At 39.4% G+C, this 17,497-nt stretch carries 11 protein-coding genes and 1 other annotated feature; of the genes, 4 read left to right on the plus strand and 7 right to left on the minus strand.

The genetic code is table 11. The features are described from left to right. Together htpG and ACSAMO_RS11065 are read right to left on the minus strand one after the other, a co-directional pair. Nucleotides 1-1,881, minus strand: a complete 1,881-nt coding sequence (gene htpG / locus ACSAMO_RS11060; RefSeq protein ID WP_499209313.1) for a molecular chaperone HtpG — start codon at nt 1,879-1,881, stop codon at nt 1-3. 134 nt (nt 1,882-2,015) lie between these two features. After that, a complete protein-coding gene (locus ACSAMO_RS11065; protein WP_412274367.1) occupies nt 2,016-2,972 on the minus strand; it encodes a biotin--[acetyl-CoA-carboxylase] ligase in 957 nt (318 codons plus the stop codon). A gap of 125 nt (nt 2,973-3,097) precedes the next feature. Next, nucleotides 3,098-3,333 (plus strand) — a binding site (T-box leader). 42 nt (nt 3,334-3,375) lie between these two features. On the opposite strand from ACSAMO_RS11065, the gene pheS reads away from it, so the two are divergent. Together pheS and pheT are read left to right on the plus strand one after the other, a co-directional pair. Next, the gene (pheS, locus tag ACSAMO_RS11070; RefSeq protein ID WP_022230448.1) at nt 3,376-4,395 is read left to right on the plus strand and encodes a phenylalanine--tRNA ligase subunit alpha; all 1,020 of its coding nucleotides are present in this window, start codon (nt 3,376-3,378) and stop codon (nt 4,393-4,395) included. A 34-nt stretch (nt 4,396-4,429) separates the two neighbouring features. Then, entirely contained in the window at nt 4,430-6,811 is a 2,382-nt protein-coding gene (pheT, locus tag ACSAMO_RS11075; RefSeq protein ID WP_337869851.1) for a phenylalanine--tRNA ligase subunit beta, read from the plus strand. A gap of 270 nt (nt 6,812-7,081) precedes the next feature. Here pheT and ACSAMO_RS11080 read toward each other — a convergent pair whose 3' ends face one another. The 4 genes from ACSAMO_RS11080 to ACSAMO_RS11095 are packed head-to-tail and all read right to left on the minus strand — an operon-like array spanning nt 7,082 to nt 11,166. After that, nucleotides 7,082-8,179: a rhamnogalacturonan acetylesterase gene (locus tag ACSAMO_RS11080; protein WP_499209314.1), complete on the minus strand. Its 1,098-nt coding sequence runs from the start codon at nt 8,177-8,179 to the stop codon at nt 7,082-7,084. A 21-nt stretch (nt 8,180-8,200) separates the two neighbouring features. After that, entirely contained in the window at nt 8,201-10,162 is a 1,962-nt protein-coding gene (locus ACSAMO_RS11085) for a fructose-1,6-bisphosphatase (protein WP_482489765.1), read from the minus strand. A gap of 48 nt (nt 10,163-10,210) precedes the next feature. Beyond that, nucleotides 10,211-10,510 carry an AzlD domain-containing protein gene (locus tag ACSAMO_RS11090; protein ID WP_117965035.1) on the minus strand — a complete coding sequence of 100 codons (300 nt, stop codon included), beginning with the start codon at nt 10,508-10,510 and terminating at the stop codon, nt 10,211-10,213. Beyond that, a complete protein-coding gene (locus tag ACSAMO_RS11095; RefSeq protein ID WP_118445811.1) occupies nt 10,507-11,166 on the minus strand; it encodes an AzlC family ABC transporter permease in 660 nt (219 codons plus the stop codon). The genes ACSAMO_RS11090 and ACSAMO_RS11095 overlap by 4 nt, the downstream gene beginning before the upstream one ends. A gap of 273 nt (nt 11,167-11,439) precedes the next feature. Between ACSAMO_RS11095 and ACSAMO_RS11100 the strand changes: the two genes are divergently transcribed. Then, the gene (locus tag ACSAMO_RS11100; protein WP_499209315.1) at nt 11,440-15,816 is read left to right on the plus strand and encodes an SGNH/GDSL hydrolase family protein; all 4,377 of its coding nucleotides are present in this window, start codon (nt 11,440-11,442) and stop codon (nt 15,814-15,816) included. A 61-nt stretch (nt 15,817-15,877) separates the two neighbouring features. Here the strand turns inward: ACSAMO_RS11100 and ACSAMO_RS11105 are convergent, their stop codons facing one another. After that, the gene (locus ACSAMO_RS11105; protein WP_022230455.1) at nt 15,878-16,924 is read right to left on the minus strand and encodes a tyrosine-type recombinase/integrase; all 1,047 of its coding nucleotides are present in this window, start codon (nt 16,922-16,924) and stop codon (nt 15,878-15,880) included. A 207-nt stretch (nt 16,925-17,131) separates the two neighbouring features. Here ACSAMO_RS11105 and ACSAMO_RS11110 point away from each other — a divergent pair, with 207 nt between their 5' ends. Next, nucleotides 17,132-17,497: an Asp23/Gls24 family envelope stress response protein gene (locus tag ACSAMO_RS11110; RefSeq protein ID WP_308456414.1), complete on the plus strand. Its 366-nt coding sequence runs from the start codon at nt 17,132-17,134 to the stop codon at nt 17,495-17,497.

Genomic DNA, 17,497 nt, shown 5'->3' on the forward strand with positions numbered 1-17,497 from the left:
TTAAAACAGTTTTTCAAGCAATTTATTGGAGCGTTCGATAAACTTTGTCATTTGTTCTGCCGGCAAAGGACTGTGGCTTATTTTCGCTAAGTCGTAAACATGGTCAATAACAAGATTTGCGTCCTCGTCATTTAATGTATCTATTTTCTTGATAAGTGAGTTGTTTGAATTTAGTACAAGTGTAAATTCATCGTGGAACATATCAGCCATACCTGCCATTTGCTGACCGTAAGCCTTATACATCTCCTGCATACGTCTTGACTGCTCACCAAGCAAAATTACGGCAGGGATTGAATCGTCTTTAAGTGACTGCACTTCGATTTTCAATGTATCGTCCTTGATTTCATTCTTGAACTTTTCAATCAACTTTTCTTCTTGTTCTTTAGTTGAATCGTCTTTTTCTGTGTTGTCCGAAATGTCATTTATGGCGGAATCAATACGTTTGAATTTAACACCGGGCTGTTTCATTTCAACAAGTGAAATAAAATGTGTATCCATCATTGACGGAAGTACAACGGCATTAAGTCCTTGATTTTTGAACATATTGATATACTGCGATTGAGTTTGCGGATCAGAAACGTAATAAACGTCTTTTTCTTCCTTGCCGTCAAGGTATTCGTCCAACGTCAAATATTTACCGTCAATATCCTTATAAATAATTACATCCTTAACTTTTTCATAGAACTTTTCATCTCTTAAACAGCCGTATTTAATGAATATATTGATATAATCCCAATACTTTTCATAGTTTTCACGTTCGTTATTATAAATACTTGTAAGCTTGTCCGCAACTTTCTTTGTAATATGTGAAGAAATTTTCTTAACATAACCGTCATTCTGCAAGAAACTTCGTGATACGTTAAGCGGCAAGTCAGGACAGTCGATAACACCCTTCAAAAGCATTAGAAATTCGGGAATAACTTCCTTTACGTTGTCGGCAACAAATACTTGATTGTTGTATAACTTTATCTGTCCCTCTTGACCTGCAAATTCATGATTGATTTTAGGGAAGTACAAAATACCTTTTAAGTTGAACGGATAGTCTACGTTAAGGTGAATCCAGAAAAGCGGTTCGTTGAAGTCCATAAATACGTTTCTGTAAAATTCCTTGTATTCTTCGTCTGTACACTCCGACGGCTTTTTCATCCAAAGCGGTGTTGTGTTGTTGATAGGCTTTGGCTCTGACGGTGTATCGTCCTCGTGTTCATGATCATGATCGTGACCGCAGTCGCAGTGATCTTCGTGTTTGTCCTCAGGAACTTCAACATATATTTCAATAGGTAGGAATGCACAATACTTATGAAGAATTTGACGGATTTTGCTTTCTTCAAGAAATTCTTCCGAATCTTCGGCGATGTTAAGAGTTATTGAAGTACCTCTTTCTGTTCTGTCACCGTCTGTTAAGTCAAATTCCATACTTCCGTCACAAGTCCATTTTGCGGCCTTTGCACCGTCTTGATATGAAAGCGAATCAATTTCAACACTGTCGGCAACCATAAACGCACTGTAAAAACCAAGTCCGAAATGACCGATAATTTGAGAACCTTTGTCGTCCTCCTCTTTGTACTTTGAAAGGAAGTCGCTTGCACCCGAAAATGCTATTTGATTGATGTACTTGTCGATTTCTTCGGCAGTCATGCCGATACCGTTATCACTGATGACAAGCTTTTTAGCGTCCTTAAATATTGATACGGTAACTTTGAATTTTTCGTTTTCGTCAATTTGAGCTTCACCGATACTTGCAAGTTTCTTTAATTTTGTGACCGCGTCACAACCGTTTGAAACAAGTTCTCTAAGGAAAATATCCTTATCGGAATAAAGCCATTTTTTTATAATAGGGAAAAGATTTTCACTGTCAACTGAAATATTACCTTTTGCCATATAAATCACTCCTTGAAGTTTAATTAATTTACATAATATATATTAATACTCAAAGTAAGATTTGTCAATACAAAATTAGCACTCAACAGATGTGAGTGCTAACAATTTACAATTTATTCATAATATATCCGATTTTAGATGTAACCGTAGATACCTCTGACCGAAACTTCACCGGAAGTGACGTGAATAATACCGTTTTCGGTTTGTACGGCGAGTGAGCCGTTTTCGTCAACGTCAACAGCAGTTCCGCGAACCGTTTCGTTTTTGAAAATGACGTTTACTTCTCTGCCGAGCGTGACGCAACACTTTTTGTATTCATCAAGAATTGCATTGAGTCCACCGTCGAGAAACTTCTTATAATAATATTCAAATTCGTTTAACAATTTTGCGATTAATTCGTTTCGCACATATTTGTGACCGCTTTCGATAAACATCGAAGTAGCCTTGTCGGCAATGTCGGCATCGAATGATTCTGTGTTTACATTTACACCGATACCGCATACAACGTAGTTGACCATATTTATTTCAGCAGACATTTCGGTTAGAATACCGCAGATTTTTTTACCGTTAATAACAATGTCGTTAGGCCATTTAATCATTGAATTAAGACCGATAGCCTTGCAGACGGCAAGACCTGCGACAAGCGTTATTTGCGAAACTTCAAGCGGGGAGATTTCGGGCTTTAAAAGGATTGAATGCCAAATGCCTATCCCTCTTGGAGAAGTCCAACCGCGTCCGCGACTGCCTTTGCCGTGCGTTTGCACTTCGGCGATAAATACACTGCCGTCAGGCGAGGAATTGCTTTCCTTTGCACGATTGTTTGTCGTGTCGGTTTCATCATATATAAATAAGTTGTGACCGATAAAATCGGTGGTAAGTCCGCTTTTGATACCGCTTTCGGTTATGATGTCGGGCGAGGAAATAAGGCGGTAGCCTTTGTTCGTGACCGATTCGATTTTGTAACCGCTTTCGCGTAATGATTTAATGTGTTTCCATATTGCCGTTCGCGAAACATTCAACATTTCGCTTATGCGTTCGCCTGAAATATATCCGTCTGCATTTTTTAATATATCTAAAATTTCTTCTTTCAATTCAAATCAACCCTTTCGGGATAAATTATATAATTTTTTGGCAAAAAAATCAATCCTTTTAAATAATTTTGTGTTATTGATTGACAAAATAAAAAAAAGGTGATATAATACTTTATTATTGAATATTAAAAGCAATGATGGAACAAAGTAAGGTATATACCGCCTAAAGAGAGTATCGGTTATTGAGCTGTGAGCCGATACGGTAAGGATTTATTTGAAATTTCATTCCGGAGCTGCATAGGTGAAAGTGGTTTGCAAGTAGTCTGTGACGGGTAGTGCCGTTATACATAATTGAGTGCCGATATTTTATCGGAAGTCGGGTGGTACCGCGGAGTTTGAATTTACACACTTCGTCCCTTATGGGACGGAGTGTTTTTTAATTTATATTGAAAGGAATTTTGAAATGAGAGAAAAGTTAGAAGAAATCAAAAAAAATGCCCTTGATGTACTTCAAAAAGCAACTGACATTGATGCTCTTGAAGAAGCAAGAATAAAGTTTCTCGGTAAAAAGGGTGAACTTACTGCCGTACTAAAAGGTATGGGACAGTTAAGCAAAGAAGAAAGACCGCAAATCGGTGCGCTTGCAAACGAAATTCGCGGTGTAATCGAAAACCATATAGATACGAAGAAAGCGGAAATTTCAGAAAAGCTTGAAGAAATCAAGCTAAAGAGCGAAGTAATCGACGTTACAATGCCGGGTAAGGCACAAAAAACAGGTAAACTTCATCCGCTTACAAAAGTAATGAACAACATTAAAGACACATTTATCGGAATGGGTTTTGAAATCGCAGAAGGTCCGGAAGTTGAGCTTGACTACTACAACTTTGAAGCGCTTAACATTCCACCGAATCACCCTGCACGTGATACTCAGGACACATTCTATATAAACGAAAATACGGTTTTGAGAACACAAACTTCACCTATCCAAGTTCGTGTTATGGAAAAGAAGAAACCGCCTATCAGAATTATAGCACCCGGAAGAGTTTACAGAAGTGATGCGGTTGACGCGACTCACTCACCTGTATTCCACCAAATCGAAGGACTGGTAGTTGATAAAGGTGTTACAATGGCAGATTTAAAGGGTACTCTTGAAATGTTTATCCACCGTCTTTACGGCGAAAATACAAAAGTACGTTTCAGACCTCACCATTTCCCGTTTACAGAGCCGTCAGCCGAAGTTGACGTTTCGTGTTTCGCTTGCGGCGGTAAAGGCTGCAGCGTATGTAAAGGCGAGGGCTGGATTGAAGTTTTGGGCTGCGGTATGGTACACCCTAAGGTACTTGCAAACTGCGGTATTGACCCTGAAGTATATTCGGGATTTGCTTTCGGTATCGGTCTTGAAAGAATTGCAATGGGTAAGTATGATATTAACGACCTTAGACTTTTCTTTGAAAATGATTTGAGATTCTTAGACCAGTTTTAATATATTATTCGGAAATTGAAAGGAATGAAATATAATGAATTTACCTATGAGTTGGCTTAATGACTATATGGATATAGACGTTACGCCGAAAGAATATTCAGACAGACTTACAATGACAGGCTCTAAAGTTGAGGGTTGGGAGAATATGGGCGAATCTGTTCAGAATGTAGTTGCGGGTAAGGTGCTTACCTGTGAAGATCACCCTGACAGTGACCATCTTCATGTGTGTACGGTTGACGCGGGAACAGGCGAGATTTTGCAGATTGTCTGCGGTGCGCCGAATGTAAAAGCAGGTATAATCGTTCCCGTTGCACTTGTCGGTGCGGTACTTCCTGACGGAAAAATTAAAAAAGGCAAGCTTAGAGGCGTTGAATCTTACGGTATGCTTTGCTCACACGATGAACTTGGTATAACAGAGGATATGCTTGGTTATGAACCTGAATACGGTATTCTTATTCTTCCGGACGATACAAAAATCGGTACGGATATTAAGGATATATTCGGTATGAATGAAACTGTCGTTGAATTTGAAATCACTTCAAACAGACCTGATTGTTTCAGCATAATCGGTCTTGCACGTGAAACAGCGGCGTCATTTAATAAAAAGTTCACTATTCCTGAAGTTAAGTTTAACGAAAACAGTGAAAATATCGCCGATACAATCAGCGTTGATGTACAGGACAAGGATAAGTGTAAGAGATACTGTGCAAGAATGGTTAAAAACGTTAAAATCGGCCCGTCACCGAGTTGGATGCAGGAAAGACTTCGTGCGTGCGGTGTAAGACCTATCAACAATATTGTCGATATAACAAACTATGTACTTCTTGAATACGGTCAGCCTATGCACGCATTTGATTTGAGAGATTTACAGGATAACAAAATTATCGTAAGACGTGCAAATGACGGTGAAGTTATAAAGACTCTTGATGAACAGGACAGAACACTTACTTCAAACGACCTTGTAATCGCAGACGGCGGCAGAGCTGTTGCTATTGCAGGTGTTATGGGCGGATTTAACAGTGAAGTTAAGGATGATACAACAACTGTTATTTTTGAATCGGCTACATTTGACGGTGCGTCTGTAAGACTTACAGCACAAAGTGTCGGTCTTAGAACAGAATCATCATCAAGATATGAAAAGGGACTTGACTATAACAATACAGTTCCTGCCGTTGAAAGAGCGTGTCAGCTTGTAGAAAAACTTGGCTGTGGTGAAAATGTCGGCGGAATGATTGACGTTATGGGTAACGTAACAGATATGCAGCCGCTTGCTTTCAGACCTGATAAAATTAATGCGTTCCTTGGAACAGACATTCCGACAGAGGATATGGTTAAGTATTTTGACGCACTTGAAATCAAGGTTGACCTTGACAAGATGACTGTAACTCCTCCGTCATTCAGACCTGACCTTGAAGGTGAGGCGGATATTGCGGAAGAAGTTGCACGTTTCTACGGTTACGATAAAATACCTGTAACACTTCTTTCGGGCGAGGCTACTTGCGGAATGAAAACAGAACGTCAGCAGATACAGGACAGAGTGAACGAACTTCTTACAGCACAAGGTATGTACGAAATTTACACATACACATTCACAAGTCCGTCAATATTCGATAAACTGAATATTCCGAAAGACAGTGAAATGAGAAACGTTGTAAAAATTACAAATCCGCTTGGCGAGGACACATCGGTAATGCGTACAACTACTATCGCAAGTATGATGGATATATTGTCAAGAAACTATAATTACAGAAATCCGTCTGCCAAGTTGTTTGAAATAGGAAAGATATTTATTCCGACAACGGACGGTGAACTTCCGAACGAACCTGTTAAAATCACAATGGGTATGTACGGCGATAACGTAGATTTCTATGACATTAAGGGTATATGCGAAACAATGTTTGCACAACTTAACGTAAAGAATGTTAAGTATGAGGCCGTAACAGATAACCCGACATTCCACCCGGGAAGATGTGCAAAGATAAGTGCCGGCAATAAGGTAATCGGCATAATCGGTGAAATTCACCCTGCAGTAAGCAGAAAATACGGAATTGAAACTCCTGTATATATTGCCGAATTGGATTTTGAAAATGTATTCCTTAATATTAAGACTGATATTAAGTTTAAGGAACTTCCTAAGTATCCTGCCGTAACTCGTGATATAGCAATGCTTGTTGATAAGACAGTTCCTGTTGCGGATATTGAAAATGTAATCAAAAAGGCATCGGGTAAAATGCTTGAAAGCTTGCAGTTGTTTGACGTTTACGAGGGTAAACAGATACCTGAGGGCAAAAAGAGCGTTGCATACAGTGCTATATACAGAAGCGCAGACAGAAGTTTGACAGGTGATGAAGTACAGAAAGTATTTGATAAGGTTGTTAAAAATCTTGAAAATCAAATCGGTGCTCAATTAAGATAAGATATAAAAAAACTGCATTTTGATTTTATTCAAAATGCAGTTTTTGTTATTTTGTAGACAAAACCGTTATGGTTTTGTATGCTTTGTTTTTTGGAGTATGAGGTGCTAACCTCATTGGAAATCATTTCTGACGACATGTGCGGCAGAAATGGCTTAAAATCTAAAGTTTCGACTGTGGAGGAACTTTAGATTTTTTCACAAAAAATACTCAAAAATTACATCGCAAGATGTGATTTTTGGGCTGGCGACATTATGACGACAGCCTCTGTATTAGATATTGGTGATGTCTTTGTCAAGGTCGGCAAGCTCGGACGCTTTCGGAATGTTGACAAGACCGATTGTTTTTAAGTGTTCGATTTCTTTTGAATTTTGCGGTTTGACACTTGAATCGTGTTTCGGCATTTCGACGTTAATCATATCTTTTTTGATTAAGTCTGCTATCGGCTGAACGTTGTTTTTAATCATTTCGTTTGCAACAAATCGTGCAACGATGTTGCCGCCGATATCGTTTGTGTGGGTGTAATCGCGGTCAGTGCCGTTGCCCCAGAAATAATCCCAAGCTTTTACCGCTCCTGCCGCCTCAAAAAATTCGGTTGTGCGTGACCACAAGTCGATAAACGGTACATTCATTTCGTCACATACGTTTTTAACTGCTGTTCTGTAATCACCGAGCAAGTTAAGAAGTGTTCCGTCCTCTTGGAATATAATTCTGTTAATTGGTGAACATATTATCGGATTTGCACCTTTTTCGCGGACAAAGTTTACAAAATATTTTAAGTTTTCCGTGTATCCGCCGAACGCGTCAAGAGTATCTATTTTTTGGTCGTTGTGACCGAACTCGATAATCAGGAAATCACCCTTTTTGATTTTGTCTTTGAATGCGGTGAAATTCACATTTTTAAAATCTTCGGTTGTAGAACCTGATTGAGCGTGGTTTTCAACCGCAATGCCCGTGTTAAAAAATTGCGGAAACATTTGACCCCAACCGCAGTATGTAGAGGCAGCGTTGTACGGATATTCGGCAGGCTGGTCTGTGACGGTTGAGTCACCGGCGATGTAAACTGTCGGAATATTGACAGGCGATACTGCGGAAAGTGCGGTAAAATCACCGTCGCACATAATATCAATTTCAACTCCGTTTACGTTTGTGTAATCTTCGTTGTTTTTGTGGTAGTCACATACGCTTACATTGAAAGTAATGTCTGAGCTTTCTCCCTTGCCAAGATTTATATCTTGTGCCATAAAACGGCGTGACTGCGAAAGTATTGTGAAAATAATATCTTCGTGTGCGGTAACTGTGACAGTTACTTCATAAGTGCCGTTGGGTACGGATGTTGAAATATGCAGTGGTTCTTTTTCGTAATTCATTTGTGGATTTCCTCTCTTTATTTAATGTGTTTTTATTTTTCCTTTTAAATATGCGTCAACAAGTGCTTTTAAGTCGGTGATTTTTTTCGATAACGATTTACCTGCGTCAGTGTCCTCAACAAGTAAACGGTTCGGAGCAAGTTCAACAACGTCAAGCGTTGAGTGAATGTCTTTTTCTTCTTTTATGGCACTTTCGATAGATTCAAATGCGTCATGCGCACTTAAAAGCAAACCGTGTGAATTGAACAGCAATGTGTAACCCGCAAGTCCTGTGACTTTCTGATATGCCTTTGAAAGACCGCCGTCTATGACTAAAAGTTTGCCGTTTGCTTTAATTGGACTTTCGCCTTTCTTGATTTTTACGGGAACGTGACCGTTTATAATGTGAGAAAAATTATTCGGGTCAATTCCGAACTCACATAAAATTTTGTTGCATACACTCGGCTTTTCGATAAGGTGATAATATTCGTCTTTAATTTCCACCCATGTACTTTCATCATCAATAAAATATCGTTCAAACGAAGTCATTTTATTTTTGCCGTAAACAGGGGAGTAGCAACCGCACCATAAAAACCACAGAAAATCTTTGCCGTATTCTTTTTCTTCGGAACCGTTTTTGGCAAAATAACCGTCACGTGCAAGCTGTTCGGCTTTGTCCATGAGCGATTTGCCGCTTACCGTTTCACCGAAAAGTGTAACTTCCGTAAAAGTACCGTCACTGTTCATCGGTATACAGCCGTGATACAACAAATTGTTGTTGAATGTCAGATATATACTGCCTTTTTCGTATAAGAATTTGACGTGATTTTGAAGTTTTTCACTGCGTAAAAACGATGAACGCAATAAATTCATAAGCTCTTTTTCGGCGTCTGTAAGTTCAAACGGATTTTCGGGATTGATTGTAGGGAAGTTGGTATCTTTTAATTTGTATTCTTTGCCTTCAAGCATAATTGTTCCGTTTTCGTAATTGATTTTGTCAAGCATAAGGTGGTTGTCCATATTAAATTCAGGGTGACGTTTTATAATTTGTCCTTCTAACTTAAACTGAATTACAGATATAGCTTTATGTACCTTTGCCCAAAAGTTTTCGTCATGCTGAGAAATATAAACCATATTCGGATTTCGAGGTATAAAGCATTCGCACGGATCGTCCGCATAAGTTTCAAGTGCAAATACCGTAAGCGGACGCATATTAATTCCGTAACCGTCCTCAAGGCAGTCAAAGTTTGAATACTTGGTGGAAATAGCAAGTACATTTGCAATACAAGCCAAACTGCCCGCAGCGGCACCCATCCACTGAACATCATGGTTGCCCCATTGAATATCGACACTGTGGTACTTCGTCAGTGTGTCAAGAATTATATCGGCTCGCGGACCACGGTCAAAAATATCGCCGATAATATGCAGACGACCGATTGCAAGTGTTTGGATAAGTGTTGAAATTTCCACAATAAAATCATCGGCTTGTCCGAGTTCGACGATTGTTGAAATAGATTCGTTATAATATGTTTCTTTGTCCGAGCCGTAATCTGTATTTGCGTGTATAAGTTCGTCTATCGTACTGCCGAACGCCTCCGGCAAAAATTCTCTGATTTTTGCTCGTGTGTATTTTGACGCAACAACGCGGCATATTTCTATAAGGCGATATAAAGTGATTTTGTACCAATCATTAATATCGTCCACTTCGTCCTTGATATATTCAAGCTTTTGCTCCGGATAATAAATAAGAGTGGCGAGAACTTGTCTGTCACGTTCGGACAACGTACGACCGTAAATTTGCGTAATCTTGTCCTTGATTACACCGGAGGCATTTTTTAAAATGTGCAAAAAAGATTCGTATTCACCGTGAATATCACTCATAAAATGCTCTGTAAGTTTCGGCAGTTTTTGCCTTGACTGCAATCGAATAATTTCGGTTGATGCGGTTTTAACTGTCGGATACTGCTGTGAAAGCAGTGTCAGATAATCAATATCATAGCTCATAACATCCGTTCCTTTCTGATAATATAATATGTAAATTTAGGTGGTATATTACACAAAAAATCCGCTCACAAATGCAATCACAACAGACGTAACGGCGGCAGCCATAAGCCCCTTGTCGAAAAAGGCCATAAGCATAGCACCGACCAATCCGAGCGAGGCGGAGAAAACCGAGCCTGTCGAAAAAAATATAGCCGGAAACGTCATAGCGCCGAGTACGGCATACGGTATGTAATATAAAAACGATTTAAGCCATTTTGATTTTATTTCTTTTCTGAAAAGTGTTATAGGCAATGCACGAATTATGTACGTCACTATTGCCATAACAGCCATTAAAGCAATCATTTTCATTTTTCGCCCTCCTCATTGTGCGGAAAGAACGTCGCACCGAATGCCGACGCCAACACTGCCGTTATGATAACAGCCCAGCCCGATGATATAAAAGGAAGTGCGAAATACAGAACGCAACTCAATATAACTGCGGCGATAAGTACAAAAAGTACGTTTTTATCTCTCCTTGACGCAGGGATAATTATTGCGATAAACATTGCGTATAATGTTATTCCCATTGCGTCCGCAAGTGATGTCGGCAGCAGATTGTTTATAAAAGCACCGAGCACTGTGCCGAGTGTCCAGCCGATGTACGGTATTGCAATCAGTCCGAGCATAAACGGAAATGTAATGGCAATCGGTGTTGTTGACGCAACGGCGAATACTTCGTCTGTTATGCCGAATGCTGTGATAAGCCTTCTTGCAAGCGACATTTTACCGATTTTTTGTGACAGGGAAAGCGACATAAGCATATATCGAAGATTTATCACAAATGTCGTAATTGCCATTTCCCACATACCGCCGGCGGCGGAAATTATGTTCATACCGGCAAATTGTCCGGCAGAAGTAAGGTTAGTCATTGAAATTACTATTGCCGCCCAAGCGGGTATTCCGTTTTGTACGGCAAGCATACCGAATGAAAATGAAACGGGTATGTATCCGAGTGCAATAGGCATACCGAGCCTTGCACCTTTTAAAAATTGCGTTGCTTTACTCAAAATATTTTATCACTCCGAATTGTTTTATTACTTATTATTATAAGGGAAAAACGATATAAAATCAATATCTTATACAAATATAGGTAACAAATAATGTTTAAAAATCAGTGATAATATTTTAGTCGTAGAAATACTATTGAAAAAAAATAGTAAATGATGTATAATATAGCTATCATGTTGTATTATGCGATGGTTTGTCGTGTAAAAATCAGAAAGAGAGGGAGAAAGCACATGAGTAACAAAAAGAAAATATTGTCATTGGCAATCGCAGTGTCAATGATAACTTCTGCATTTACGAGCTTTGCGGCTCCTGTAAATTCAAAAGACAGTTTGTTCGATGTTTTTGACAACAGAATAACTATGTTTGACGCAGAAAATGCGGGAGATTCAACTGTTGCAACAACAGCACCTACTGCAACAGCGGAAGCGACAGAAGCAACAACAGCACCGACTGCAACAGCGGAAGCAACAGAGGCTACAACAGCACCGACTGCAACAGCGGAAGCAACAGAAGCAACAACAGCACCGACTGCAACAGCAGAAGCAACAGAGGCTACAACAGCGCCTACAGAGGCGCCTACAGCTGCTCCTACAGTTGACCCGTCATGGGACGGCAGTGTGGACATCAGCGAAAATTTTGACGGTGAAAGTGCTGTTGACGGTAACGGTTACAAATGGGATGTAGTTATCGGAAATGACTGGGGAGGTACAAACAAAGCACTATCTCTTACTGCTAATGACGGAAAGAGCATTCTTAAAGTTCCGAACGGAATGGGTAGTAAAACAAAAGATGTTAAAATGACATTTAAAGCAGGTTCGGTTAAGAGCTTTATGCAAAATACAGCAACTTGGGACATGGTATTTAAGTCAACTGACGGCACAGAATTGTTCAAATTCAGAGTCACAAGCGGTGGCAGTGATTGGGCAAGAAGAATAGCACTTGTAGTGGGTGATGAAGTTAAAGATGCAAGCTATTCGGCATTCTCAGACAGTAAATATACAGACATCAGCGCATATGTGACATTTAATGAAAATGGCGGAGAAGTTACATTGGGTAATACAACAGCTGAATTTGCCTCAGGCAGTAATATCGGCGAAATTGCTATTGAATATGATCAGAAAAAAGATTGGGACAGACCTTTCTTTATTGATGACTTTACAGCAAAAACAGTTGACAGAGAAAAGGTTACATTTAATGTAAAATCAAACAAAGACGGTGAATCGGTTGAAGGAGCAATTCTTACAATCGGCGATGATACATATACTGTTCCTGCAAGCGGTAAAGTAGAGGCATATTACCTTCCGGGTACATATGATTATACATTAAAACTTGCAAAGCACAAGGCTTTAACAGGCAAAGTGACTGTGGCAAAATCAGGCGAAACAAGCAGTGTTTATAAATTTGAAAATATTGCGTCGGATGTAAACAAAGCAACTCTTGTACACGCTTATTACAAGGCTGACAAAACTCTTGACAGCGTCACAACAACAGATGTAGATATTCAAAACGGTACATACACTGTTAAACCGGTTAAAAAAACAGGTTGCACAGAAAAGTATATGCTTTGGGATTCTACTCAAGGAATGAAACCTGTTTCAACTGCAAAATTGGAAACTACAGAAGTTACTAATGATAACGATTTAGTTCTTGAATATGTAGGTGAGGCAGTTGCAACAAGAGCAGAATTAGGCGGCGGAGAAGATTATATCTATCTTCCTACAAGCGGAACCGCAACTTCAAAAGCATTCACTGCAACAGTATATGATAATGCAGGTCTTGTAATGGATAACGCAGAAGTTGAATGGTCACTTCCTGGTCAGCCTGATACAATTTCAATCGGCAATGACGGTGTTATTACACTTACACCTCAATATCCTCTTACAGACGATAACGGTGTTGATGTAGTTGTAAGAGCAACTGTTAAGGGTACAAACGTAACAGATGAAAAAACAATCCATATTCATAACACAGCAAGAGCAACAACATGGGATATTGTCGGTCCGGCAGTTATTAAAGACGGAACGGCGGCAACATATTCTGTTGCAAATGTAAAAGATCAATACGGCAATGACTTCACAGGTGAAAATACATATACATTGACATCTGATGATGCAAAGGCCACAATAGAAGGATTGTCAATTACACCAAACGTTGGTACATCACGTACACAGGAAGTTAAGCTTACAGTAGCATCTGTGTCAAATCCTGCAATCAGCGCAGAAAGAACAGTTACTGTATACGGATACGATTTCTATGAACCGGGTACAGGTGAAGCAACATACGGTACACCGAGAATGGAAACAGTAAACGGTGTTAATTCAATAGTATGGCCGGCAAGTGTGGGCGGAAAGGCAACAACAGAAATTACATTGCCTACACCGGTTGAACTAAAAGCAGGCAGTGCAAAGATGATTACATTCGATAATATTATGACTGTAAAGAACATCAGTGCACAAGAAAGAAGCTTGAAGTTCCTTAACTCAGAAGGAACAGCGGTAATTGATATTGACTTTGCCGGTTCAAGTGTTGTCAAAGATTACTCTGTTGTAGACAAGTCATATACAGGTACTGAAATAGGTAAGATGGGTGAACTTGGCGAAAAATCAAGTGCTACATTTGTTCTAAAGACAGATGCAAAAGGCGTTACATCAGCAATTCTAAGCTACAACGGTACTACTTTGGCAGAATACGAGGTAGGTACAGTTAATGATATTGCTAAGATTGTAATGACAGGCGGTGCAGGTGTTCCGAACGAAAGATTGTGTACGCTTACAAATCTTGTTATTTCAGATTCTGATGTAGCAGAAGTTGAAATTGTCGGTGACAGTCAACTTGCTAAGGTTTCGGGTACTACAGCAACAAAGGCATTTAAGGGTTCAATCTTCTCACTTGCAGAAGGTGAAACATATACTTGGTCAGTAGCAGACGCAAGCGGTAGTCCGATTGACGGTGTAACAATCGACCAAAAGGGTGTCCTTTCAGTTGCGGATACAGTTGCGGCAGATACAGTTGCAGTTGTTTCTTACACAAGCAGTCTAAGCACAACAGAAACACCTAAGAAAGCAACTCATGAAGTTACAATTAAGGATTTTGCAGAAGTAAAATCATTTGATATTGAAGGTCCGGTAGCAGTCAATGCCGGTGACAAAGTAACATATCAGGCAAAGAATATCATTGACCAATACGGTGACGAATCACCGATGGCTGTTACATATGCTATAACAGACGGCAGTGATATTGCAACAATAGATTCAGCTACAGGCGTTGTAACAACAACAGGTAAACTTGGCAGCTACACAGTTTCAGTTACAGTAGGTAACCCTGGTAAGACAAAGACAGAAACTAAGACAGCAACAGTTGCTAAGTACAGTGAATCGGGCGAGGCAACAGGCAATGTTGACGTTGATGTAACAAAGCTTGCAAATTATGCGGCAGATACACAGTATCGTGTAACAACAGCAACAGCTGACGGCGTACTTGTTAATCAAACAGAAACAAAGTCAACAGACGGTAAAGTAACTGTTGATATGACAGGTGCTGCTAAGTATGAAGTATCTCCGATTTATTCATACACAAGTGTTGGTAATGTAGCGGCAGGTAAGACAATTCCTCTATGCGACGGTTTGTATGACTTTACATTTAAGAAGTCAAACGGTACAAGAGCCGATATATTCGTAAACGGTAATATGGTAGGTCAGAACGTTGACCAATACGGTAAGGGCAGAGCAACTTCGGGTTCTACTTACACAGCTAAGGACGTTAAGGTTGAAGGCGGCAGTGCGGTTGTAACAATGAAGGATAATGATTCAAATATGGATTCAATCGTTGTTAAGAAAGCACCTTCAATTATTCCGAGAAAGACTCATGTATATATCTTGGGTGACTCACTTGTATCAAACTACTACGGCACATTTGCCGACGAAGACGGTGACGGTATTCCGACAGCCGGTGACGCTCAAACAGGTTGGGGTCAAGTTATGGATAAGTTCATTTCATCAGACTTGAATGTAACTAACCTTGCAGAAAGCGGTAACTATGCAACAGGCTTGCAGGCAAGCACATTCCCTGGTGTATTGGCTAATGCAAAAGCCGGTGACTACATGATTATGGAATGTGGTTACAATGATGCAAACTACAGTAGTGAGGCTAAGATGGCAACTGCTCTTGAAGAAATTGCAGACGATTGTGAAAAAGCAGGTATCACATTGATTTTGTCAACACCAAACTTTGGTGCGGCTCGTGGTGATACAAATAAAGCAGACGTTAAGTTCGGTCCTAAGATTCTTGAAGTAGCTAAGGAAAAAGGCGTTTTAGGTGTAAACCTTTCAGGTCTTGGATATGCTGATTATACAGCATCAGGTTCAAATAAGGAATACTGGTCAAAGAACTTCAATGTTTACTTTAGCGGAGCACAGCAAGACGATCTTCACCTTTCATATTTCGGTGCTATGAAGAATGCGTCACTTGTTGCACAGGCAATCTATGATGCACAAAATGATACTGAAAATGCTGAATTGGCAGAAACACTAAAGGGCTTGAAGATTAATACACAAGCTTATCAAATGAAAGATTCAGAAGGTCAAACAGTAACACTTCAAGTTAAATAATCTTGAACAAATTAAAATACACACTCTGCGGAGTGTGTATTTTTTTTATGTATTCAATTTTTTATCGATTTCCCGTAATGTCAAAATTCTGCATAACTTCTTTACGTTTTTCGATTGCGTATTGAGTGTAGTATTTGTGGGTTACTTCAATATTTTTGTGTCCCATAAGCTCCGCAACCATTTTTATATCAATGCCGTCAGCGATAAGATTACAGGCGAATGTACGTCTTAATGCGTGCGGACGTGCCTTGTCGGGGTCGTATATACCGACAGTCGCACAATATTTTTTCAGTACCTTTTCAACACCTTGTGCGGTCATTCGTGTTCCGAGTCGGCTAATAAAAAGTGCGTCGTCTTTTGCTTTTTCGTTTTCAACACGTTCCTGCATATATGTAAACAATTCGTTTTCCACTTGGACAGGCATAAATATTTCCTGTTCGTCACCGCCCTTACGGGTGACAACGAATGACGAGGTATCAAAGCACACGTCACGAATATCAAGGTTGATAAGTTCACTCACACGACAGCCTGTACCGAGATATGCGGTAAAAAGTGCAATATCACGTTTTTTTCTGTTCTTGTATTCCGTAAGGTCACGACCTGTATAATATTTTTCACCGTTATATATCACGTCAAGAAGGTTGACGGTTTCTTGTGATGTAAGCGGACGTTTCATTTTTTGATGCAGTTTTTTAAAATCCAACTTATCCGTTACGTTTTGAGAAATCAAGTCGTTTTTGTAAAGATACGAAAACAGTCCGCGTATTCCCGAAAGTTTACGGTTTATGCCGTAAGCACTGTTGCGGCGGATTCGTTTAATGTGTTTGCCGTCAATCGAAACGGTGTCGGTTTCGTATTCTTTTAGATATGCCGTAAAAGCGTTTAAATCACGGAGCGTAACTTTCTCCATATCAGCTACCGTGAAATCTTCAATTTTTTCTATATAACTGAAATTGAATTTTTGCAGATATTCCAAAAATGTTTTAATATCTATACTGTAACCGATTTGTGTATTAATGCTTTCGCCGTTATACGCAATTTCGATATAGTCAAAAACAAAATCCGGCATACCCGAAAGAAAATTCATTAATTTTGAATGTTTGCTCATAATATATAACCTCTGATTTATCTCCCAAAATATTCAAGAATTACATCGCAAGATGCGATTTTTGGAGCCTCGGCAGGCTCCTTTTTATTATATAATTTATTTTAAGTCAATGCAAGTGCCTTTTTTTCAAAATGGTATTTACTATTTTTGAATTTTATAGTACAATAAAGATATATAGATATTTTGGATTATTTTGAGTTGAAAGGAATGAATAGAGCGATGGTACTTAAAACAAGTGGTGATTTAGGCGAGGTAACCATTTCAAACAACGTTATCTCTGAAATTGCGGGTGCGGTTGCGACAAAGTGTTACGGCGTTGTCGGAATGGCGTCGAGAAATAAAAAAGACGGAATTGTGAACCTCCTAAAGCCTGACAGTATGACTAAAGGTATCAGCATAACAGTTGAAGAAGGCGGAGTTATCGTAGAAATACATCTTATCGTTGAGTACGGCATAAATATTAATACAATATGTAAAAGTATTGTGAACAGAGTCAGATATACTATCGAAAATACAGTTGGAATTAAAGTGAACAGAATTAATGTTCGTGTTGAAGGTGTCCGTGTTGACTAA

It is taken from the genome of Ructibacterium sp. SJQ-7 (genome assembly GCF_054696575.1).

Excerpts from the sequence above, each read along its gene's own strand:
- ACSAMO_RS11085 (WP_482489765.1), bottom strand. The coding sequence starts at position 10,162 with ATGAGCTATGATATTGATTATCTGACACTGCTTTCACAGCAGTATCCG.
- ACSAMO_RS11110 (WP_308456414.1), top strand. The coding sequence starts at position 17,132 with ATGAATAGAGCGATGGTACTTAAAACAAGTGGTGATTTAGGCGAGGTA.
- ACSAMO_RS11095 (WP_118445811.1), bottom strand. The coding sequence starts at position 11,166 with ATGCCTATTGCACTCGGATACATACCCGTTTCATTTTCATTCGGTATG.
- ACSAMO_RS11100 (WP_499209315.1), top strand. The coding sequence starts at position 11,440 with ATGAGTAACAAAAAGAAAATATTGTCATTGGCAATCGCAGTGTCAATG.
- htpG (WP_499209313.1), bottom strand. The coding sequence starts at position 1,881 with ATGGCAAAAGGTAATATTTCAGTTGACAGTGAAAATCTTTTCCCTATT.
- pheT (WP_337869851.1), top strand. The coding sequence starts at position 4,430 with ATGAATTTACCTATGAGTTGGCTTAATGACTATATGGATATAGACGTT.
- ACSAMO_RS11105 (WP_022230455.1), bottom strand. The coding sequence starts at position 16,924 with ATGAGCAAACATTCAAAATTAATGAATTTTCTTTCGGGTATGCCGGAT.
- ACSAMO_RS11080 (WP_499209314.1), bottom strand. The coding sequence starts at position 8,179 with ATGAATTACGAAAAAGAACCACTGCATATTTCAACATCCGTACCCAAC.
- pheS (WP_022230448.1), top strand. The coding sequence starts at position 3,376 with ATGAGAGAAAAGTTAGAAGAAATCAAAAAAAATGCCCTTGATGTACTT.
- ACSAMO_RS11090 (WP_117965035.1), bottom strand. The coding sequence starts at position 10,510 with ATGAAAATGATTGCTTTAATGGCTGTTATGGCAATAGTGACGTACATA.